Raw genomic sequence first — 20,035 nt, 5'->3', positions numbered from 1 at the left:
AGTATTTCTTATCATGTCTTATGCTAAACTTATCTTCTGATATGAAGCCAAAGACATTATGAAAAATTGGGTCGACCCTGAAGCCAAAGCGGAAGCTGAACGTTACGATAATCCTATTCCAAGCCGTGTTCTGATTCTAGAAACGATTGAGAATAAGAAAAAAGCATTGTCTCATGCAGACCTTGTGGAACACTTCGAAATTGCGGATCAAAAAAGTATTGAAGCACTTAGTCACCGTTTAAGTGCGATGGTTCGTGATGGTCAATTGACGAAAGAAGGTTATAAGTTCCAGCTTATGGCAGATCAACCTGTTCATGATGCGACCATCTATATCAATAGCAAAGGTTTAGGGGTTGCGAGTATAGATGGTAAGAAAGAAGAATATTTGTTACCTGAGCGTGAATTACGTCAAGTCTTCCATGGTGACCGAGTTAAAGTTCAACAGACCTCTGTTGACCGTAAAGGTAAACCATGGGGTTTCATTACTGAAATTACCCAACGACGCGTCAAACAAATCATTGGGAAACTCGCAGAATATGAAGGTGAATACTTCATTCAACCAGCAAATCCAAATGCGCATCAACCGATTACCTTAGAAAAAGAACTCATTGCGCATGCGAAAGCTAAAGTTGGTGATTCTCTTCGAGTTGAAATTGATGATTTTCCAAATCGTGAAGAGTTTGCTACAGGCCATATTATTCAATCTATGGCCGACAAATCTGATACTGAAATTATTATTCCTCAAACCATTTTAGAATATGGTTTACCTTACGAATTTCCAGAAGCAGTAGTTCAAGAAGCTGAAAGTTTTAAAGAACCGACAGCACGAGATCGTCAAGGACGCATTGATTTAAGAGATTTACCCTTAGTCACAATTGACGGTGAAGATGCACGTGACTTCGACGATGCTGTCTATGCAGAAAAACGTCCTGGTGGCGGCTATCGTGTCGTGGTTGCGATTGCAGATGTCAGTCATTATGTTCGTATTGGTAAACCTTTAGATGATGAAGCACAAGAACGCGGTACGTCTGTGTACTTCCCTCACTTTGTCTTACCGATGTTGCCTGAAGCACTTTCAAATGGCTTATGCTCACTCAATCCAAATGTCGATCGTCTATGTATGGTCTGTGATTTGAATTTAAGTCGCGCAGGTAAAGTCACAAAATTTGAATTCTATCCGTCGGTGATGCACTCTAAAGCACGACTCACCTATGACCAAGTTGCAAAATATTTTGAAGGTGATAGTCAAGCTGTACCTGAAGATCGTACAGTGCGTAAATCACTGAATACATTATTCCAACTTTACCAAGTATTAAAAGGTTTACGTGCAGAACGCCATGCAATGGAATTTGAAACCGTTGAAACGTACATGACCTTTGATGAACTTGGTGGAATTAAAGAAATTCTACCAAGATCACGTAACGATGCTCATAAACTCATTGAAGAATGTATGTTGTTAGCCAATGTCGCTGCTGCTGAATTTGCTTTAAAACACGAAATTCCAATGTTGTATCGTGTGCATGAGCCACCTGAATTCTCACGCATTCAAAAAGTTCGCGACTTTGTTAAGTTATTAGGTTTGAAATTCCCTGATCAACCTACGCAAGCGGACTACCAAGCGGTCATTGAAGCCACTAAAGACCGTATTGATGCGCCAAGTATTCATGCTGTGCTTCTTCGCTCCATGATGCAAGCTTATTATGGGCCAAATAACGCTGGTCACTATGGTTTGGCGTATGAGGCATACACTCATTTCACCTCTCCAATTCGTCGTTATCCAGATTTATTATTACATCGTGCTATCAAAGCACACCTCAAAAATAAACCTGCACCAGTCTCAGGTGGCGCACTAGAAGAAGCCGGTAATCATTTCTCGGCAACAGAACGTCGAGCTGATGAAGCTTCTCGCTCAGTGACCACTTGGTTAAAATGCCATTATATGCAACAGCATCTTGGTGAAGAGTTTGTTGGCGTCATTAGTGCTACGGCTGAGTTTGGTCTATTTGTCACTTTAAAAGATTTATATGTCGATGGTATGGTCCATGTAAGCCAGCTTGGCGATGACTTCTTTGTCTTCGATCAAGCGAGTCAAAGTTTAGTTGGGCAAAATCGTGGTCAGACCTTCGGTTTGGGTGATGAAGTACGCATCAAGGTTGCAGGTGTCAATTTAGAAGAACGTAAGATTGATTTTGAATTGATTCAACAACTCAGCCATGCAGGTCGCGCTATTCGTAGTCGAGCACCACGTGTCGTGAAGGAAAACCCGGTCACCAAGCAAGAAGCGTTAAATCGCATGTTGAATGAGCCTGTCGAACTCCTAAAAGATAAAGATGAAAGCGGTGAACGCCCTGTTCGTAAGAAAAAGTCCAAGGCAAAACCAAGCTCTTATACTAAAAAATCAGACAAAAAATCTGATGGAAAAGTAAAAGACAAAGCGAAAAAGAAAGCTAAAGTAAAAAAGAAAAAGTCGAATGCGAAAGCTAAATTAGACTAAATCTTTAAAGAGCGCTACGGCGCTCTTTTTTTTAAGCTTTATTTTTTTAATTTATAATCAAGTGCACCGATTCTTTATTTAGCACTTACGTAAATAATTGAATGTATCACTTGATTTAAAGTCCATAAACCCCTACATCTAAATGAAGTAAATGAATCAATTAGGTCCTTGAATGACTTTAGAAAAGGCAACTTTGCCTGTACCCGATTTTTCTCAAATTACACTTGATCAACTTAAAGCACAGATTGAACAAGCGATTCAAAATGGTCAACACTTTATAAACCAACTCGAGAAAGTCCCAGACACGGTACAATTACAATTAAATGTGCTCGATCAAATCGATCAATTAGAAAACCAAATGAGCGAATCTTGGGGTATTTTGTCTCACTTAAATGCTGTGATGAACAATCCTGAAACCCGCGAGATTTATCAGTCTCTTTTACCTAGCTTAAGTGAATACTACACACAATTAGGGCAACATACTGCGCTCTATCAAACCTACCAATATGTGCATGATGCACCTATTTTTTCGGATTTACCAGAAGCTCAACAGAGTGCGATTAAACTTGCACTTAGAGACTTTAAACTCTCAGGCGTGGCTCTAGAAGGCGAAGCAAAAAAACGCTACGCAGAAATATCAGCTCGTTTATCGCAGCTTTCTTCAGATTTTTCTAACCACGTTCTTGATGCCACACAATCATATTTCAAACCATTAACTGAAGATGAACTTGCTGGTTTACCTGCGAGCAGTATCGAACTGCTAAAGCAATACGGTCAACAACGTGAACTCGATCAAGCCGTGGCGACATTGGATTTCCCTTCTTATCTTGCGATCATGACTTACGCAGATAATCGAGAGCTTCGCGAAGCCTTATATAAAGCATATACCACGCGAGCGTCGGATCAGTCAGATCACCCTGAATATGACAATACTGCGGTGATGGAAGAAATTCTCAAATTGCGCCAAGAAATGGCTCAACTTTTAGGTTTTGATCATTATGCAGCATATTCACTGGCAAGTAAGATGGCTCCAAGTGTTGAAGCTGTAGATCAATTCCTGATTGAGTTGGCAGAACATGCTCGTAAACCTGCCCTACAAGAAATTGAGGCATTAAAAGCAATTGCTCAATCTCATGGTGTAGATGAACTACAACCTTGGGACACGACGTATTTCTCGGAAAAACTCAAAGTTCAACAGTTTAATCTGTCTCAGGAAGCACTTAAGCCATACTTCCCTACCCCTGTCGTCGTTCAAGGTTTATTTAAAATTGTGGAGCGTTTATATGGTATTCAAGTCATTGAACGTGAAGCACCAGTATGGCATCCAGATGCACGATATTATGAGCTTGAAGATCAAGGCAGTGTTATAGGTGGATTCTATTTTGACTTGTACGCTAGAAGTGGGAAACGTGGTGGAGCATGGATGAGCGGATTCCGCTCACGTATGCAAACCAACAATGGCATGCAGAAACCGATTTGTTACATGGTCGGTAATTTTACACCACCGATTGGTCAACAACCTGCGCTTTTGACACATGATGAAGTCGTTACTCTTTTCCATGAGTTTGGACATGGTCTGCATCATATGCTCACAGAAGTAGATCATATCTCTGTAGCAGGCACACATGGTGTCGCTTGGGATGCCGTCGAGCTGCCAAGTCAGTTTATGGAATTCTGGACTTGGGATAATGAAAGCTTGGCTTTAATCAGCCAACACATTGAAACCAAAACACCGTTACCTGAAGAACTCCTTAAGTCTCTTTTGGATGCGAGATTTTTCCAATCAGGCATGCAAACCCTTCGACAGCTTGAGTTTGCCATGTTTGATTTGAATATACATAAACAATCTCCTGCTTTAGATGCAATAGCTATTCAACACACTCTAAACGAAATTCGTGAACAATATGCTGTGCTCCCTACAGCACCATACAACCGATTCCAAAACAGTTTTAGCCATATTTTTGCAGGGGGGTATGCCGCAGGCTATTACTCTTACAAATGGGCTGAAGTTTTGGCAAGTGATGCATTCGATCGCTTTGAACAAGAAGGCATCTTCAACCAAGAGACTGGGCTTGCTTTCCGCAAAGCAGTGCTTGCTGTAGGCGGTAAAGATACAGCGCTTGATGCCTTTGTTAAATTTAGAGGTCGTGAGCCTAAAATTGATGCATTATTACGCCATCAAGGTTGGACGAATGACACTAAAACTGCTTAAACTACGTTACTAATTTTTGAAGGTGAGTGTCATTATGTCGATCAAACGTCGTTTCATTGCAGGTGCAAAATGTCCGAAATGTGAAGCTATGGATCGTATTGTCATGCTCACTTCAGGTGATTCAGAATGGATCGAATGTATTGAATGTAACTATTCTGAAAATCGTCCGACACATATAGATGAACCTCAAATGCCTGAGGTTGCAGACGAAATTGGTGTTATTCAATTTAAGCCGCGCCCAAGAAATTAAGATGTTTTAAAAATCAACAAAGCCAGCTCGATGGAGCTGGCTTTGTTGTAAATTCATCAAAAAATAAGCACCCGAAGGTGCTTATTTTATTTAATTATTGATACCAACCAAATAACTTAAAGATATAAGGCACATAGGCGATAATCAACATTGCTGGAATCATCACAATCAGAGGTAGAATCCAACGTTCGTATTTGTAGTAGAACGTTTTATCTTTCACTTCTGCATCGGCAGCAGCCACCTCTTCATCGCCAATCGACTGCCTTGCGAGCAAGTGATTGAGTGCAACTGGTGGTGATACATAACCCAATTCGAAACCAATTAAAGCAATCATCCAGAAGTGAACAGGATCAATACCATAAGCGTAGGCGACAGGCGCAACTGTTGCTGAAATTAAGATGACAGCACCAAACGGATCCATAATCATACCGACAAATACCATGAGACATACGATCAAGGTAATCACGATATAGATATTTTCAATATCCGTTGGGAAGTGTTCCATCAACTCGATACGCTCTAAGTATCCACCAACGCTGACAGACAATGCCATTAAGATCACAAGCGCCCCGATATGTCCGACTGTTTCACTTGCAGATACATGAATTGACTTCCAGAAACTCACTTTACGCGCAGGATTGTCTGGACTATCTTGCGCTGCAATTTCAGATGCTGACACTCGCGCCTTAGCTGCTTCTTGTTCAACCGAAGTATGGCTTAATGTCGTATCCCAATGTCCTACTGGTGCGAGTGGTGCTGGTTCATGACGTAATTTTTCATAAAGCACCATGACAAGTAAAATGATTGGCATCATGACTGGTGCAGTGAACTCATTCAAATTGGTATTTAATGCATACTTGTAGAATGACCACACGATCAGGAACACGATCACATAAGGAACTACTGCCACTAATGCCTTAGCGGAATTCGGGAATGCAACTGATGGCGCTGCAATACGGAATTTTTGCTCAGCAAAGAACAGTGAAATTAATAGGAACAGTGTCGAAGTGATGAGGAAAACACCGATACCATATTGGTATAATAAATCAGTTGTTACTTCTTTGTTCAGTGATGCAACAACAACAATCAATAGACATGGACGGAGTACCACACCAAGCGAACCCGACATCGCTGCTGTAGCCAAAGCGAATTGACGGCGTCCGCCCGCATTCCAAACTTCTTTATAAATGATCGCACCTGCAGCGATTACAAAAATACCTGATGCACCTGTATAAGCTGTAGGTAATGCAGCAGCAAGTAAGATTAACCAGGTAAGCGTTTCAGGCGCTAGATTCCATGGACGTAAAATATTTAGGAATTTATCAACAATTAATGTCTGCTTTAACAGCATACCTGCCCAAATGAACAGTGATAAATTAAGGAAAATAGTAGAGAACTCAACCAGCTGCCCTAAATAAATCCCTTGACCCATTGGATAGTCCATCACAAAGGTAAAGTTAAATCCTGTTGTGATCGCCATATAGGCATAAAGTGGGACTGACAATAATGCCATGCCAATCGTACCACCTGGCTTCGCATTTTCTGGTACACGGAACAATTGGTACAAACTAATTAATGTCAGTGTACTGAACAAGATTATCCATAACCAGTAGATGATTGTCATCTCACTGGTTGGCGGAACACCAGAGTTCAATACAGATCTATACTGACTGATCGCTGAACTGGTTAAGAAACTGTTCGCAAGTATCATTGCGACAGCGTAAACCCGATAATCTAAAACAGAACTTGGACCGCGTAGACCAATGTGGTGGATTTTAAGTGTTGCAGTGATCGCTGCAAGTACCACCATGATAATCAATAGAACTGCCTTATTTTCCGTACCAAATTGGAAAATACCAAAGAAAGTTGTTTCCATGGTTCGGTAAGTTCGTATTGAAGGGTTATCTTCTAAATACTGAATTGACTTATCGTAGAAGGCATATTTTTCTTCACATAACTGTTGACCAGCCAACACAGAGGCACGAACATCTTCTTCAGATGTTGTACCAAAGATATCTGCAAATTCATCCTTTGCATTGGCTTGCATTTGGTTTTGAACCAGAAGGTCAATATTTGGATTTCGATCACAGACTGGCTTTTCAGGTTCAGCACGCAAGAATGAATATTGCATACCAATTTTTTCGTCACCGTATAGACTTTCACCTAAACGTAACATCTGCCCGTGAATCATTTCTCCTGTCCCGATGATGAGCGTCAGTAACAGTAGAAGCAAAATCGTAAACGCAGATATCCACTCAGTCCATATATAACTAAGTAGACCTAACCCAGATCTCTTTTTAGAAGGCTCTTGCATTGTTATTCCATTATTTAATACTGCTATACATTGCCTGTACAGCTCATCTTTTCTAATTCGGGCTTAGGCAAAATCCTTTACCTAATTTCCTTACCTCTTTTATCACATGAATCTGACTGATTTTTTTTTAAAAAAGAATGACTGACTTTTCCATTTTTTTTAAATTTATGCCAATTTTCATCAATTCACCTCTTAAGAGCGAGATAAAAACCAACTAAATCAGTAGGCTATACCATACTGTATTTCTTTTTTTAAACAAATATGACCTTAAAAAAATAAATGCAAAAGATTTGAATCTGATCACACATTAAAATAAGTGATAATTAAGTATCAGAGGAATTAAGAGATGTGTGTGTCCTTCACGGAGATGTGCTGATAAATTAAAAAGAGCATGCTGAGTAATGCCCCCCATATTGCACCTGTTAAATGTGCTTCAACCAATACTGGGCTACCAATCATTTGCGCAGTATCGAGAGAACCAAAGATATTTTCCCACAAAATTTTGCCCGTGATTAAAGCTAATACAAGCAGCGAGAATTTACGTTCTTTTTCAAATTTTAAAAAATAAACTGCCAAAGCCATATACATACCATGTAGTACCCCTGATAGACCTGCATAAGCTTCAACGTGAGGATAAACATAATAAAAACTTAAACTAACTAATGGCGGGAGTGCGATCAACAAGTACAACATGTACCTAATTTTGACATATGGGAAGATGAAAGGCAGACAGGCTAAACCCACCATATTCAATGCATAGTGTATCCATCCCACATGTACATAGTGAGCTGTCCATACTCGCCAAATTTCTTCATCCAATACAGGACGCCAATAGAAAAAATACTCCTGAAAAATCTGCAGACTAGCGGAAATACTGATACAGCATGCAATAAACAGTATTTTTCGAATCAGGATAGTATCTTTCATCTTTCGTATTCCTAAAAGAAAAAGAGCTTAAAAGCTCTTTTTCTTGAATAACTCCATTTTTTAATTTTGAACAAAATTAAAAAAATCTTATTCGCCTAATGTGTTCTCGAAAAGATCATCGGCTTCATTGGTCGCTTGATCATCCCAGAAGCTCGACATTCCATCAGCTTCAGTTCGTACACCTGTATTCTCCGTCCAATAACGGTCTGAGATCGCTTGTATCATTTGTCCTGCCATATTATCCAATAACTTAAACTCTGGATTTACAGGAACTTCTTCAGCACGTGAAGCGGCATAAGAACGTAATGCATCACGTATTTTTGCATCGTCACCACTGGCTTGTGCTGCAACAGCATACAAGGCATGCGATAAGCGTACTCCTTTTTGCTCACCAATTTGCATAGATTGTTTAAGCGTTTGGTATGGATCTGGTTTGCCTGCATCAGCTCCAGGTAATAATGTCCAAATCACTGCTCGAGTAGCATTCGGTACGCCCCAGAACTTGTTGTTATCGAGGCAGACCATGCCACGTTCAACAATTGCTGCGATATCTTTAGGAACATGCACTTGACCACCAGAAGCAATATCATTGGTCATCGCTTGTAAGCCACTTAACATACCTAACAGATATACTGTTTGGTCAAGATTACGACGCATAGTTGGACATGAGTCACCTAAATTATATTTATATTTAGACTGCCAACGCTCCGCAAACAATTGATAACCCGTATATTGACGTTCGGCAGCAACAGCAGCCCAGCGCTTTTGTTCAATACGCGCATCTTGTGCTTCTGTCACTTGACCTGCTTTTGATGCTCTTAGGTATCTTAATTCTGCATCTAAGGCACGATTTTCTGCGCACATCCCTGAAGCTGAATATAAAAGAACTGCCATACGGGTCGGATCAGCACCCATATCTTTAGTCGCCATAATCACAGGAGTCAAAGCTGTGCCCTGATTACACACCATATCCACATCACCCATTGAGAGTACTGGCGGTAAGATGTGTTTTTCACTAAACGCAAGTGATGCATTCGCACCAGTTTTGATTACGTATGAACATCCAGATAAAGTTGTAGCTGCTACAACCGCAATTGCCGTGAAAAGACCTTGAGTCTTTAATTTAGACATACTTCCTGTCCTCAATTTTATAATTTTGTCATCCTTGCGATTTAAAATATCAGATGCAATCGCTGAATAAAAGTGCAGCAATGCACTTCATTAACAATTAGTCTGTCATTGATCTGAATTGAAATAATTGACTTATTTTTTGAATTGTTAAAATTTTGGGCAAAAAAAAGTAGCATTGCGACGGTTCGGCACATGCTACTTATTAAATGGTAAACTCAAGAGAGTTTATTTTGTTCGTTGTTGTGGTGTTCAATTCGTTCCTTCAGCACAGTTCCTAGTCTTCCAATTATAATTGCCATAACAGCAGCAACCACTAGAAACAACCACATATGAATTTCGCTCATTTTGAAATTCCTCATTAGCTGTTGGTATGTTTAATGTACTTTAGAAATTAAGATTTCATCGTGTTTTTGTCTAACAATTTGATTTTCTTTCATTTTCGTCAAACAATTCATTTTTTATTCATATAATATATTTTTAAATAATTGTTTTTTATCATGTTTTAAATTTAAAAATAAAAGACTTATTGTCTAACAATTAGCCAAAACTTGCATGAGTAATCAAGCTTTTCCATTGTTTTTCATCTATTTGATCTCTCCAAATCACCAAAGAATCGAATTTATTTTCGTTAAAACTGAGTACTACGAAGTAATGAAAATGAAAAACTCGATTCAGTTTTGCTTGGTATATTTTTGGATTTGAAGTCATTTGAATCGACCATAAATCTTTGTCTATTTTTTGTAATTCTTTTAATTGTGGTTTTTTTCTAAAATTCCACCAGATAATCAGTATAAATATAATACTGCCCAAAGCATAAATGAGCTTAATACTGATTAATAAAGTAATACTCATGATGAAAATAGAGAAAACATGAAACACAGCCGAATAAGAGCTGTGTTTCAGTGAATAACGCTCATGGATTATGGACATAATCTTTTAATTTTTGAATAAATTGGCGCAATTCAGGTCGAGGTGGTTCAGAAACCTCCATAAACCAATCCAATAAATCAGGATCTTCTTGTTCAACCAGTTCAGCAAACATTGCTTTCTCTTCTGGTTCAGCTTGCAAATAGTATTGCTTTACATAAGGATCAAAATACACGTCAATTTCTTTTAAACCACGACGTGCTCGATAGATAACTTTACGCTCTTCAAGCGTTAATTCATCGTACATTTTTATCCCCTAATCTGTGTTCATTCTATTTTAACTTAAGCCATGAGCTTTGTGTTTTAAAAATATCAATTGACCAAATTCATCAGCAATTCTTGCGTTTTGAGCATTCAACACATTGCACCAATGTTCAGGCTCTCTTATGTTGTGGCTATTCTAATAACACTTATGGAAATATAAATATGCAATCAGGCGCAATTCGACCAATTCCTAATATGTTGCCTCGAAAATTATTCAATGCAGAGCATGAAGCCTTTCGTGATACTGTTCGAAAATTCTATGAAAAAGAAGTCGTTCCAAATATTGCCAAATACGAAGAACAACAGCATGTAGATCGTGACTTATGGAATAAAGCGGGTGAAATGGGTCTATTGTGCACCACAATGCCTGAAGAATATGGTGGATATGGTGTAGATCGACTCTACAGTATGATCCTCATTGAAGAACAAGCTTATGCAATGGATTCATCAACTGGTTTTTCATTGCATTCGGATATTGTTGCGAACTACCTGAATAATTTTGCCAACGAAGAACAGAAGAAAAAATGGCTCCCTAAAATGGCTTCTGGCGAAGTTGTCACTGCCATTGCGATGACTGAGCCTGGTACAGGTTCAGACTTACAAGCTGTACGAACTTCTGCAGTTTTAGATGGCGATGAATATGTCATCAATGGTTCTAAAATTTTTATTACCAACGGTTATCTATGTGATATGGCAATTGTTGTGTGCAAAACAGGTAATAGTGATAAAGGTTCAGCCAACTTATCTCTCATTATTGTCGAAGCTGATCGAGCTGGATTCACTAAAGGTAAACCACTCAATAAAATTGGTATGAAAGGACAAGATACTTGCGAATTGTTCTTTGATAATGTTCGTGTACCAAAGGAAAATTTGATTGGTATGGAAGGCATGGGCTTCATCATGCTTATGAAAGAACTCGCTTGGGAACGTATGCTTGTTGCGATTATCTGCCAAGCAGGTGCAGAAGCTGCCTTTGCACACACAGTACAATATACAAAAGATCGTAAAGCATTCGGCAAGCCAATTGGCGCATTTCAAAATACACGTTTTAAGCTAGCAGAACTTCGAACTGAAATAGACTTCTGTCGTTCTTATTTAGATCGTTGTATGGAATTACAACTTGAGGGTACGTTAGGTGTAGATGCGGCCGCAGCTGCAAAATATAAAATTTCTGATATGTTCTCTAAAGTCGTTGATGAGTGCTTACAGTTACATGGTGGCTATGGCTTCATGCTTGAATACCCTATTGCACGCGCATATATCGATAACCGTGCAAATCGTATATATGCCGGCACCAATGAAATCATGAAAGAACTCATATCACGTTCTTTGTAGATAGAAAAAGGAAGCTTTCGCTTCCTTTTTATTTTAATAGCTATTCATTAAGATACTAATTTAGGCTTTTTTACTGACTGTACAGGAGCCTTCGAAAATTTTAAAATACCATCGTTAAAAGTCGCATTTTTGAGATCTTTACGATCAGCTAAATAGTTATGCGTTGCCATCCAGGGTGCTTTGGTACCTTGTTTTGGAAGTTGATCAGCCGCTCGCGCGATATAACCTGATGACATTTCACCCATAACTGTTTCATCGAGCATTGCGGAATGGTCAGTTGGTGCGACAACTTCATCATAACCGTTCTGATCCATAAATTTGAATAGACGGCAAATATAATCAGCGACTACATCTACTTTTAATGTCCATGATGCGTTCACATAACCAATGACCATCGCCATATTTGGTACATCACTTACCATCACACCATTATAAAGCATATGTTCGCTAGTCTTGATCGGCTGACCATCAACAGTCGCTTTGATACCGCCCATAATTTGAATTTCTAGACCAGTCGCAGAAACAATGATATCTGCATCTAAGTGTTTACCAGATTTCAATTGAATACCATTTTCAGTGAATGATTCAATATGATCTGTTTCAACACTTGCTTTACCACTACGTAAAATTTTGAATAAATCACCGTCTGGCACTACACATAAACGTTGATCCCAAGGATTGTAACTTGGGGTAAAGTGTTTCATATCCACTTTACCTTTCAACTGCATTTCAATAGATTTAAGAAGTAACTTGCGAACCAGTTGAGGTTGTTTTTTTGACAAAGCAAAAATCGCACGTTGCATTCCGATATTACGAGCACGCGTGAACTTATATGCCATGTCCTCTGTCATAAATTTACGTGTTTTGTCATAAACAAAATCAATCGAAGGAATTGAAGCAATATAAGTTGGTGAACGTTGTAACATTGTTACATGCCCAGCCCCACCTTTTGCCATTGCTGGTACTAAAGTGATTGCAGTTGCTCCACTACCAATGATAACTACTTTCTTGCCGGTATAATCTAAATTTTCAGGCCAAAATTGTGGATGAATCAATTGACCTTTAAATTTATCTTGATTTGGAAAATCAGGTTGGAAACCTTGGTCATAGTTATAATAACCTGTGCAGCCTAATACGAAATTAGCTTGCCAAGTTTGTTTCTTTTGATTTTGATCTTCGATTTCTACAATCCATTTTTTTATTGAAGTATCATAATTCGCAGAAAGTACACGATGCTCAAAATGAATTTTTTCTTTAATATTGTACTCACTAACAACTTCGCCCAAGTAACCTTTAATCGAAGCGCCATCTGCAAGCACATTCGCTTTACGCCATGGCTTAAAATTGTAGCCAAAAGTAGACATATCTGAGTCGGAGCGAATACCTGGGTATTTAAACAAATCCCACGTTCCACCGAAACTTTTACGACGTTCGAGTATTTCAAATTTACGGTTCGGATTATTTTTAATTAAATGTGCTGCAATTCCAATTCCAGAGATACCAGCACCAACAATAAGAATATCGACTTGCTTATCCATTTCTTTTATTAACCTTTTTATAAGAACATTTTTATTAAAACATATTTTTGACAATACACAATGTCAAGTTTGACTAAAAGTTGCAAAAAACATATCAATTCAGGTCAAGTAATGCCAATTGTTAGACAAAAAAAAGGCCGGTTTATTCAACCGACCTTTTTTGAACAACTTGCGATGTTCTACACGAAATTATTTAACTTCGCGATCTACTAGCTCAACGTAAGCCATCGGTGCAGCATCACCTGCACGGAAGCCCGCTTTAAGAACACGTAGATAACCGCCGTTACGTTCTTTGTAACGAGGGCCAAGAACGGTAAATAATTTACCAACAGTTGCTGCTGAACGAGTACGAGCAAACGCTAAACGACGGTTTGCTACTGTATCGACTTTAGCTAAAGTGATTAAAGGCTCAGCTACACGACGTAACTCTTTTGCTTTAGGCACAGTTGTTTTGATCAACTCGTGTTCAAACAAAGAATTAGCCATGTTTTGGAACATCGCTTTACGATGACTGCTTGTACGGCCTAATTTCACACCACTATTACGATGACGCATGGTGATAGTCCTACTTAATTAACGACTACGATAGGCAAAACGATCGTCCATACGTAAACTAGCTGGTGGCCAGTTTTCTAAACGCATGCCGAGTTGTAAGCCTTTTGAAGCCAGAACATCTTTGATCTCAGTCAACGATTTTTTACCTAAGTTAGGAGTTTTTAACAACTCAACTTCAGTACGTTGAACAAGATCACCAATGTAGTAAATATTTTCTGCTTTCAAACAGTTAGCAGAACGAACAGTAAGCTCTAGATCATCTACTGGACGAAGCAAGATTGGGTCAACTTCTTCACGAGGTTCTTGAGCAACTGGAGCTTGATCTTTCTGAAGATCAACAAAGATTGCAATTTGTTGTTGCAAGATTGTTGCCGCTTTACGGATCGCTTCTTCAGGATCAACAGTCCCGTTTGTTTCAAGATCAATGACCAACTTGTCAAGGTCTGTACGTTGTTCTACACGAGCATTTTCAACTGTGTAAGAAACACGTTTAATCGGGCTATAAGACGCATCTAATTGTAAACGTCCCACTGGGCGAGTTTCACCTTCTGGGAAGCGAGAATCAGAAGTCTCATAACCACGACCTTGAACAACTTTCAAGCGCATTTTCAATGAGCCTGAAGCACTTAACGTGCCGATCAAATGTTCAGGGTTAACCACTTCAACATTGTGAGGTAAACGAAGATCAGCGGCAGTTACATCGCCAGGACCTTGTTTCTCTAATGTCAAATATGCTTCATTTTGATCGAACAGCTTAATAGACAATCCTTTAAGGTTCAGCAAGAGCTCGACGATGTCCTGCTGCAAGCCTTCTAAAGTACTGTACTCGTGCTCGACGCCTTCAATCTCAACTTCAACCACAGCAGCGCCAGGTAAAGATGATAAAAGAATGCGACGTAAAGCATTACCTAGAGTATGACCAAAGCCACGCTCTAAAGGTTCTAGAATCACTTTTGCCGAGGTCCCGCTTGCCGCTTCGACCTTGATCGCTTGCGGAGTTAGAAACTCGTTTGCAGTACGCGTCATTATTGCTACCTCAAGGATTATTTAGAATACAATTCAACAATCAAGCTTTCGTTGATTTCAGCAGGTAAATCAGAACGATCAGGTGCAGATTTGAATGTACCTTCTAATTTAGAATGGTCAACTTCCATCCAAGAAGGAGTTCCACGTTGAGCAGCCAATTCAATTGCGTTTTTAATACGTAATTGTTGTTTAGCGCCTTCGTGTACTGCAATCACGTCACCAGCTTTAACTTGGATTGACGCGATGTTAACACGACGACCATTTAAAGTGATTGAACGGTGAGATACAAGCTGACGAGCTTCTGCACGTGTAGAACCAAAGCCCATACGATAAACAACGTTATCTAAACGGCTTTCAAGCAATTTCAACAAGTTTTCACCTGTTGCGCCTTTAACACGAGCAGCTTCTTTATAGTAGTTACTAAATTGACGCTCTAAAACACCGTACATACGACGTACTTTTTGTTTTTCACGTAATTGTAGTGAGTACTCTGATTGTTTACCACCACGAGCTCCACCATGTTGGCCAGGAGCTTTAGCATGTTTTTTTGTCTTAACATCAAACGGTTTAACGCCTGATTTAAGTTGCAGGTCTGTCCCTTCGCGGCGAGAGAGTTTGCATTTTGGACCAATATAACGAGCCATGAATGTTTCTCCTTACACGCGACGTTTTTTAGGTGGACGGCAACCGTTGTGAGGAATTGGAGTCACATCGGTAATGCTATTAATTTTATAACCCACTGCACCTAAAGCACGAACCGCAGATTCACGACCTGGACCAGGACCTTTAACAAGGACATCCAAGTTTTTCAAACCGTAATCTAAAGCAGCTTTACCAGCTACTTCAGCAGCTACCTGAGCAGCAAACGGAGTTGATTTACGTGATCCACGGAAGCCTTGTCCACCTGAAGTGGCCCAAGCCAGTGCATTACCTTGACGATCGGTAATAGTCACAATGGTGTTATTAAAAGAAGCGTGAATGTGTGCAACACCTTCAGAGACGGTACGAGTGACCTTCTTGCGTGTGCGAGTATCTTTAGCCATCTTTTAGCTTCCAGAAATCTTATTTCTTAATAGGTTTGCGCGGACCTTTACGGGTACGTGCGTTAGTTTTGGTGCGTTGTCCGCGGACAGGCAAGCTGCGACGATGACGAAGACCGCGGTAGCAGCCTAAATCCATTAAACGTTTAATGTTCATGGAAATTTCGCGACGTAAGTCACCTTCGGTCGGAACCTTAGCAACTTCTGCACGAATCGCATCAAGCTGAGCGTCATCTAATTCACGGATCTTAGTAGTTGGTGCAATACCAGTTGCAGCTAAGATTTGCTTAGCAGTATGGCGGCCAATACCAAAGATATACGTAAGAGAGATAACAGCATGCTTGTTATCCGGAATGTTTACACCGGCAATACGAGCCATTCACTTTCTCCAAAAAGGCAGTAGAGATAATCAACCGCCCCACAAAATCTTTGAGGGGCGGATAATAACCTAATTAGCCTACTGAAATCAACAGGTCTTGATCAGATTAACCTTGACGCTGCTTATGACGAGGTTCAGCGCTACAAATCACGCGGATTACCCCATTACGACGGATAACTTTACAGCTACCACAAATTTTCTTTACAGAAGCTTGAACTTTCATGATGAAACCTCTAAGTGCGCTTATCCCTTAGGATGAGCAGTCGTTTTACTCATTAGTGTTTGATTATCATATTGGCGCGATGTGAGGTGTGCCTGTAGCTGAGCCATAAAGTCCATAACTACAACAACCACGATCAACAGCGATGTACCACCCAAATGGAATGGAATACCAAAAGAACTTTGAAGTACCATCGGCATTAAACATACAACAGTGATATAAATCGAACCGATAAATGTTAAACGACTAAGAATATGATCTAAATAACGAGCAGTTTGCTCACCTGGGCGGATACCAGGTACATAAGCTCCACTACGCTTTAAGTTTTCTGATACTTCTTTAGGACTGAAAACTAGTGCCGTATAAAAATAACAGAAGAAAATAATAAGCGCACCGAATAGCACCAAATATAATGGTTGTCCAGGCGATAAAACTAATGCCAAATCTTGTAGTGTACGCTTAACGATCCCTGCATTAGGATCAGAACTACCTAACCATTGACCTAAACTTGCAGGAAACAGCAATAACGAACTTGCGAAAATTGCTGGAATAACACCTGCCATGTTGATTTTTAATGGTAAGTGAGTCTGCTGTGCAGTAAATACTCGGCGACCTTGCTGCTTTTGAGCATAGTTAACAGGTATACGACGTTGTGCTTTTTCAATAAACACAATCGCAGCTAAAACAGCTAAAGACAATAAGCCAAATATAGCAATACCAATTAAGCTTGATTGACCATTTTCCACTAGGGTAAATGATTGCACAACCATACTTGGTAAACCAGCAACAATACCTGCAAAGATGATCATAGAGATCCCATTACCAACACCACGTTCGGTAATTTGCTCTCCCAACCACATTAAGAACATGGTACCTGCAACTAACGACGTTAATGCAGGAATATAGAATGCTAAACCTGAAGTAAAGGTAATCCCTTGACTAATCAGACCCGCACACATACCAATACCTTGTACAATTGCAAGGAATAATGTGCCGTAACGCGTATATTGGTTAATCTTACGCTTGCCCTGCTCGCCTTCTTTTTTCAATGCTTCCAGCGAAGGAACAACCGTTGACATTAACTGCACGATAATCGATGCAGAAATATACGGCATGATCCCCAACGCAAGAATGGACATTCGTTCCAATGCCCCGCCTGAGAACATATTAAATAAACCAAGGAAAGTACCCTGGTTTGCATTAAAGAAACGTTCTAAAGCGACATTATCAATACCTGGCAGCGGAATATGCGCTCCTAGTCGAAAGACCACCAAAGCACCAATTAAAAACATTAATCGGCGAATAATTTCACGATATTTCACGTGAAATGGTTGACCTTTCATCATGTGAACATGACCTGTAGAACTAGGAGACATAGACACTCGCGATTACTCCTCGACTTTACCGCCAGCAGCTTCAACAGCAGCTTTAGCGCCTTTAGTCAATGCAACACCTTGAACAGTGAATGCACGAGTGATTTCACCAGAAAGAACGATACGAGCACGAATCATATCTTTACGTACAACGTTCGCTGCTTTTAAAGTTTCAAGAGTAACGATATCGCCTTCAACTTTATTAAGTTCAGACAAACGTACTTCAGCAGTTTTCAAAGCCAATTGGCTAGTGAAACCGAACTTAGGTAGACGACGATATAACGCAGTTTGACCACCCTCGAAACCTGGACGAGTACCACCGCTCTTACGTGAGTTTTGACCTTTGACGCCACGGCCACCAGTCTTACCAACGCCAGAACCAATACCACGGCCTAAACGAAGGTTTTCACGCTTAGCACCTTCTGCAGGTGCAATTGTATTTAAACGCAGAGTCATGGCTTATTCCTCTACACTAACCATATAGTAAACTTGATTGATCATACCACGGTTAGAAGGAGTATCTTGAACTTCTACAGTGTGACCAATACGACGCAGACCTAAACCTTTAAGGCTAAGCTTGTGATTTTTCAAGCGATGCGATGCAGATTTAGTCTGGGTAACTTTAATCGTTTTCATGATTGATTACCCTTGAATTTGTGCTACTGAAAGACCACGTTTCGCAGCAACTTTCTCAGGAGAAGTCATATCACGCAGACCATTAAAAGTCGCGTTTACTACGTTCGCAGCGTTAGTAGAACCATAACATTTAGTTAATACGTTACGTACACCAACAGCTTCTAAAACAGCACGCATAGCGCCACCAGCAATTACACCAGTACCTTCAGAAGCAGGTTGCATGTAAACACGGCTAGCACCGTGACGAGCGTTGATAGGGTGCTGAACAGTACCATCAACAAGTTCAACAGTAATCATGTTGCGACGAGCAGCTTCAAGTGCTTTAGAAATAGCAGCTGGAACTTCACGAGCTTTACCACGACCAAAACCTACGCGACCATTACCATCACCCACAACAGTTAATGCTGTGAAAGAGAAGATACGACCACCCTTAACAACTTTGGCTACACGATCAACGGCAACCAGCTTTTCAACAAGACCTTCGTTTTGTTCAACTTTAGCCATGATTAGAACTCCAAGCCGTTTTCACGAGCAGCATCAGCCAAGGCTTTGATACGACCATGATATTTGAAACCAGAACGGTCAAATGCAACTTTAGTTACGCCAGCTGCTTTAGCACGTTCAGCGATTAAAGCACCAACTTTAGTAGCTGCTTCAACGTTACCTGTAGTACCACTACGTAACGTAGCATCTAAAGTAGAAGCTTGCGCTAATACTTTGCCACCATCTGCTGAGATTACTTGAGCATAGATGTGACGCGGAGTGCGGTTTACACACAAACGAGTCGCACCCAATGCACGGATGTGCAAGCGTGTGCTTTTCGCACGACGCAAACGGGTTTGTTTCTTTTCGTTCATAAGAACCTCGCGCCTTATTTCTTCTTAGCTTCTTTACGAAGTACAACTTCATCAGAATAACGAACACCTTTACCTTTATATGGCTCTGGCGGACGGTAACCACGGATATCTGCAGCAACTTGACCTAAAGCTGCTTTATCAGCAGATTTAAGCACGATTTCAGTAGCTGTAGGTGTTTCAGCAGTTACACCTTCAGGAAGGTTGTAATCGATCGGGTGAGAGAAACCTAGGTTAAGGTGAACTGTGTTCCCTTTAACCGCAGCTTTATAACCAACACCGATAAGTTGTAACTTACGTTCGAAACCTTCGCTAACACCTTTAACAAGGTTGTTAAGCACAGCGCGAGCAGTACCAGCTTGCATCCAAGCATCTTTAGATTCAGCTTTAGGAGCAACAGCTAGAATACCGTCTTCCTGTTTTAGCTCGACCAGCGCATGCAGGTTGAAAGACAAAGTACCTTTGCTGCCTTTCACTTCGACCTGCCGGCCGTTCTGAGTAACTGTTACACCGTTAGGTACAGTTACTGGGGCTTTAGCCACACGAGACATGAGGAATCA

22 protein-coding genes are annotated in these 20,035 nt (G+C 40.2%); 4 read left to right on the top strand and 18 right to left on the bottom strand.

Going from position 1 to position 20,035, the window contains the following annotated elements; all coding sequences use genetic code 11:
* The first annotated feature begins 55 nt into the window (after window positions 1-55).
* From rnr to CL42_RS03310, 3 genes are all read left to right on the top strand, one after another.
* Entirely contained in the window at window positions 56-2,494 is a 2,439-nt protein-coding gene (gene rnr / locus CL42_RS03320) for a ribonuclease R (RefSeq protein WP_180028268.1), read from the top strand.
* 172 nt (window positions 2,495-2,666) lie between these two features.
* Window positions 2,667-4,706 carry a M3 family metallopeptidase gene (locus CL42_RS03315; RefSeq protein WP_035265188.1) on the top strand — a complete coding sequence of 680 codons (2,040 nt, stop codon included), beginning with the start codon at window positions 2,667-2,669 and terminating at the stop codon, window positions 4,704-4,706.
* Window positions 4,707-4,746: 40 nt separating this feature from the next.
* A complete protein-coding gene (locus CL42_RS03310; RefSeq protein WP_171076743.1) occupies window positions 4,747-4,956 on the top strand; it encodes a YheV family putative zinc ribbon protein in 210 nt (69 codons plus the stop codon).
* A 94-nt stretch (window positions 4,957-5,050) separates the two neighbouring features.
* Here CL42_RS03310 and CL42_RS17720 read toward each other — a convergent pair whose 3' ends face one another.
* The 5 genes from CL42_RS17720 to CL42_RS03285 form a co-directional block, all read right to left on the bottom strand.
* Entirely contained in the window at window positions 5,051-6,436 is a 1,386-nt protein-coding gene (locus CL42_RS17720) for a TRAP transporter large permease subunit (protein WP_373683318.1), read from the bottom strand.
* A gap of 1,173 nt (window positions 6,437-7,609) precedes the next feature.
* Window positions 7,610-8,197, bottom strand: coding sequence for a rhombosortase (gene rrtA, locus CL42_RS03300; protein ID WP_035265184.1), 588 nt, complete (start codon window positions 8,195-8,197; stop codon window positions 7,610-7,612).
* An 87-nt stretch (window positions 8,198-8,284) separates the two neighbouring features.
* On the bottom strand, window positions 8,285-9,328 hold the full coding sequence (locus CL42_RS03295; RefSeq protein WP_035265182.1) for a hypothetical protein: 1,044 nt from the start codon (window positions 9,326-9,328) through the stop codon (window positions 8,285-8,287).
* A 537-nt stretch (window positions 9,329-9,865) separates the two neighbouring features.
* Window positions 9,866-10,180: a hypothetical protein gene (locus tag CL42_RS03290; protein ID WP_155756947.1), complete on the bottom strand. Its 315-nt coding sequence runs from the start codon at window positions 10,178-10,180 to the stop codon at window positions 9,866-9,868.
* A gap of 61 nt (window positions 10,181-10,241) precedes the next feature.
* Window positions 10,242-10,502: a succinate dehydrogenase assembly factor 2 gene (locus CL42_RS03285; RefSeq protein ID WP_035265169.1), complete on the bottom strand. Its 261-nt coding sequence runs from the start codon at window positions 10,500-10,502 to the stop codon at window positions 10,242-10,244.
* 179 nt (window positions 10,503-10,681) lie between these two features.
* Between CL42_RS03285 and CL42_RS03280 the strand changes: the two genes are divergently transcribed.
* The gene (locus tag CL42_RS03280; protein WP_035265167.1) at window positions 10,682-11,854 is read left to right on the top strand and encodes an acyl-CoA dehydrogenase family protein; all 1,173 of its coding nucleotides are present in this window, start codon (window positions 10,682-10,684) and stop codon (window positions 11,852-11,854) included.
* 47 nt (window positions 11,855-11,901) lie between these two features.
* On the opposite strand, the gene CL42_RS03275 is transcribed toward CL42_RS03280, so the two are convergent.
* The 13 genes from CL42_RS03275 to rplF form a co-directional block, all read right to left on the bottom strand.
* Entirely contained in the window at window positions 11,902-13,401 is a 1,500-nt protein-coding gene (locus CL42_RS03275) for a flavin-containing monooxygenase (protein WP_373683317.1), read from the bottom strand.
* A 180-nt stretch (window positions 13,402-13,581) separates the two neighbouring features.
* Window positions 13,582-13,947, bottom strand: coding sequence for a 50S ribosomal protein L17 (gene rplQ, locus CL42_RS03270; RefSeq protein WP_034587447.1), 366 nt, complete (start codon window positions 13,945-13,947; stop codon window positions 13,582-13,584).
* Between the two features lie 18 nt (window positions 13,948-13,965).
* The gene (locus CL42_RS03265) at window positions 13,966-14,973 is read right to left on the bottom strand and encodes a DNA-directed RNA polymerase subunit alpha (RefSeq protein ID WP_035265161.1); all 1,008 of its coding nucleotides are present in this window, start codon (window positions 14,971-14,973) and stop codon (window positions 13,966-13,968) included.
* A 17-nt stretch (window positions 14,974-14,990) separates the two neighbouring features.
* Window positions 14,991-15,617, bottom strand: coding sequence for a 30S ribosomal protein S4 (gene rpsD / locus CL42_RS03260; protein ID WP_035265160.1), 627 nt, complete (start codon window positions 15,615-15,617; stop codon window positions 14,991-14,993).
* A 12-nt stretch (window positions 15,618-15,629) separates the two neighbouring features.
* Entirely contained in the window at window positions 15,630-16,016 is a 387-nt protein-coding gene (gene rpsK, locus CL42_RS03255; protein ID WP_001040166.1) for a 30S ribosomal protein S11, read from the bottom strand.
* A 19-nt stretch (window positions 16,017-16,035) separates the two neighbouring features.
* Window positions 16,036-16,392: a 30S ribosomal protein S13 gene (rpsM, locus tag CL42_RS03250; protein ID WP_035265156.1), complete on the bottom strand. Its 357-nt coding sequence runs from the start codon at window positions 16,390-16,392 to the stop codon at window positions 16,036-16,038.
* Window positions 16,393-16,498: 106 nt separating this feature from the next.
* The gene (gene rpmJ / locus CL42_RS03245; protein ID WP_000867907.1) at window positions 16,499-16,615 is read right to left on the bottom strand and encodes a 50S ribosomal protein L36; all 117 of its coding nucleotides are present in this window, start codon (window positions 16,613-16,615) and stop codon (window positions 16,499-16,501) included.
* A gap of 20 nt (window positions 16,616-16,635) precedes the next feature.
* A complete protein-coding gene (secY, locus tag CL42_RS03240) occupies window positions 16,636-17,955 on the bottom strand; it encodes a preprotein translocase subunit SecY (RefSeq protein WP_171076742.1) in 1,320 nt (439 codons plus the stop codon).
* A 45-nt stretch (window positions 17,956-18,000) separates the two neighbouring features.
* The gene (gene rplO / locus CL42_RS03235) at window positions 18,001-18,441 is read right to left on the bottom strand and encodes a 50S ribosomal protein L15 (protein WP_035265144.1); all 441 of its coding nucleotides are present in this window, start codon (window positions 18,439-18,441) and stop codon (window positions 18,001-18,003) included.
* A 3-nt stretch (window positions 18,442-18,444) separates the two neighbouring features.
* Window positions 18,445-18,621 carry a 50S ribosomal protein L30 gene (gene rpmD / locus CL42_RS03230; RefSeq protein ID WP_004786899.1) on the bottom strand — a complete coding sequence of 59 codons (177 nt, stop codon included), beginning with the start codon at window positions 18,619-18,621 and terminating at the stop codon, window positions 18,445-18,447.
* A gap of 6 nt (window positions 18,622-18,627) precedes the next feature.
* Window positions 18,628-19,125 (bottom strand): 30S ribosomal protein S5, encoded by a 498-nt coding sequence (gene rpsE, locus CL42_RS03225; RefSeq protein ID WP_035265141.1) that lies wholly within the window; start codon window positions 19,123-19,125, stop codon window positions 18,628-18,630.
* Between the two features lie 2 nt (window positions 19,126-19,127).
* Window positions 19,128-19,478, bottom strand: coding sequence for a 50S ribosomal protein L18 (rplR, locus tag CL42_RS03220; protein WP_035265138.1), 351 nt, complete (start codon window positions 19,476-19,478; stop codon window positions 19,128-19,130).
* Window positions 19,479-19,492: 14 nt separating this feature from the next.
* Window positions 19,493-20,026 carry a 50S ribosomal protein L6 gene (rplF, locus tag CL42_RS03215; protein ID WP_035265135.1) on the bottom strand — a complete coding sequence of 178 codons (534 nt, stop codon included), beginning with the start codon at window positions 20,024-20,026 and terminating at the stop codon, window positions 19,493-19,495.
* Window positions 20,027-20,035 lie beyond the last annotated feature (9 nt).

The organism is Acinetobacter sp. Ver3 (genome assembly GCF_000632455.1).
Lineage (GTDB): Bacteria > Pseudomonadota > Gammaproteobacteria > Pseudomonadales > Moraxellaceae > Acinetobacter.
This window is presented reverse-complemented; position numbering and strand designations above follow the sequence as displayed.

Bases quoted from the DNA above. Each gene is read 5' to 3' on its own strand.
- rpsD (WP_035265160.1), bottom strand. From the start codon at position 15,617: ATGGCTCGTTATATTGGTCCAAAATGCAAACTCTCTCGCCGCGAAGGG.
- CL42_RS03285 (WP_035265169.1), bottom strand. From the start codon at position 10,502: ATGTACGATGAATTAACGCTTGAAGAGCGTAAAGTTATCTATCGAGCA.
- rpsE (WP_035265141.1), bottom strand. From the start codon at position 19,125: ATGGCTAAAGTTGAACAAAACGAAGGTCTTGTTGAAAAGCTGGTTGCC.
- CL42_RS17720 (WP_373683318.1), bottom strand. From the start codon at position 6,436: ATGGCGATCACAACAGGATTTAACTTTACCTTTGTGATGGACTATCCA.
- rplR (WP_035265138.1), bottom strand. From the start codon at position 19,478: ATGAACGAAAAGAAACAAACCCGTTTGCGTCGTGCGAAAAGCACACGC.
- rpsK (WP_001040166.1), bottom strand. From the start codon at position 16,016: ATGGCTAAAGATACTCGCACACGCAAGAAGGTCACTCGTACCGTCTCT.
- CL42_RS03290 (WP_155756947.1), bottom strand. From the start codon at position 10,180: ATGAGTATTACTTTATTAATCAGTATTAAGCTCATTTATGCTTTGGGC.
- rpsM (WP_035265156.1), bottom strand. From the start codon at position 16,392: ATGGCTCGTATTGCCGGTGTAAACATTCCGGATAACAAGCATGCTGTT.
- rpmJ (WP_000867907.1), bottom strand. From the start codon at position 16,615: ATGAAAGTTCAAGCTTCTGTAAAGAAAATTTGTGGTAGCTGTAAAGTT.
- secY (WP_171076742.1), bottom strand. From the start codon at position 17,955: ATGAAAGGTCAACCATTTCACGTGAAATATCGTGAAATTATTCGCCGA.
- rplF (WP_035265135.1), bottom strand. From the start codon at position 20,026: ATGTCTCGTGTGGCTAAAGCCCCAGTAACTGTACCTAACGGTGTAACA.
- CL42_RS03280 (WP_035265167.1), top strand. From the start codon at position 10,682: ATGCAATCAGGCGCAATTCGACCAATTCCTAATATGTTGCCTCGAAAA.
- rplO (WP_035265144.1), bottom strand. From the start codon at position 18,441: ATGACTCTGCGTTTAAATACAATTGCACCTGCAGAAGGTGCTAAGCGT.
- rrtA (WP_035265184.1), bottom strand. From the start codon at position 8,197: ATGAAAGATACTATCCTGATTCGAAAAATACTGTTTATTGCATGCTGT.
- CL42_RS03315 (WP_035265188.1), top strand. From the start codon at position 2,667: ATGACTTTAGAAAAGGCAACTTTGCCTGTACCCGATTTTTCTCAAATT.
- CL42_RS03295 (WP_035265182.1), bottom strand. From the start codon at position 9,328: ATGTCTAAATTAAAGACTCAAGGTCTTTTCACGGCAATTGCGGTTGTA.
- rpmD (WP_004786899.1), bottom strand. From the start codon at position 18,621: ATGAAAACGATTAAAGTTACCCAGACTAAATCTGCATCGCATCGCTTG.
- rplQ (WP_034587447.1), bottom strand. From the start codon at position 13,947: ATGCGTCATCGTAATAGTGGTGTGAAATTAGGCCGTACAAGCAGTCAT.
- CL42_RS03265 (WP_035265161.1), bottom strand. From the start codon at position 14,973: ATGACGCGTACTGCAAACGAGTTTCTAACTCCGCAAGCGATCAAGGTC.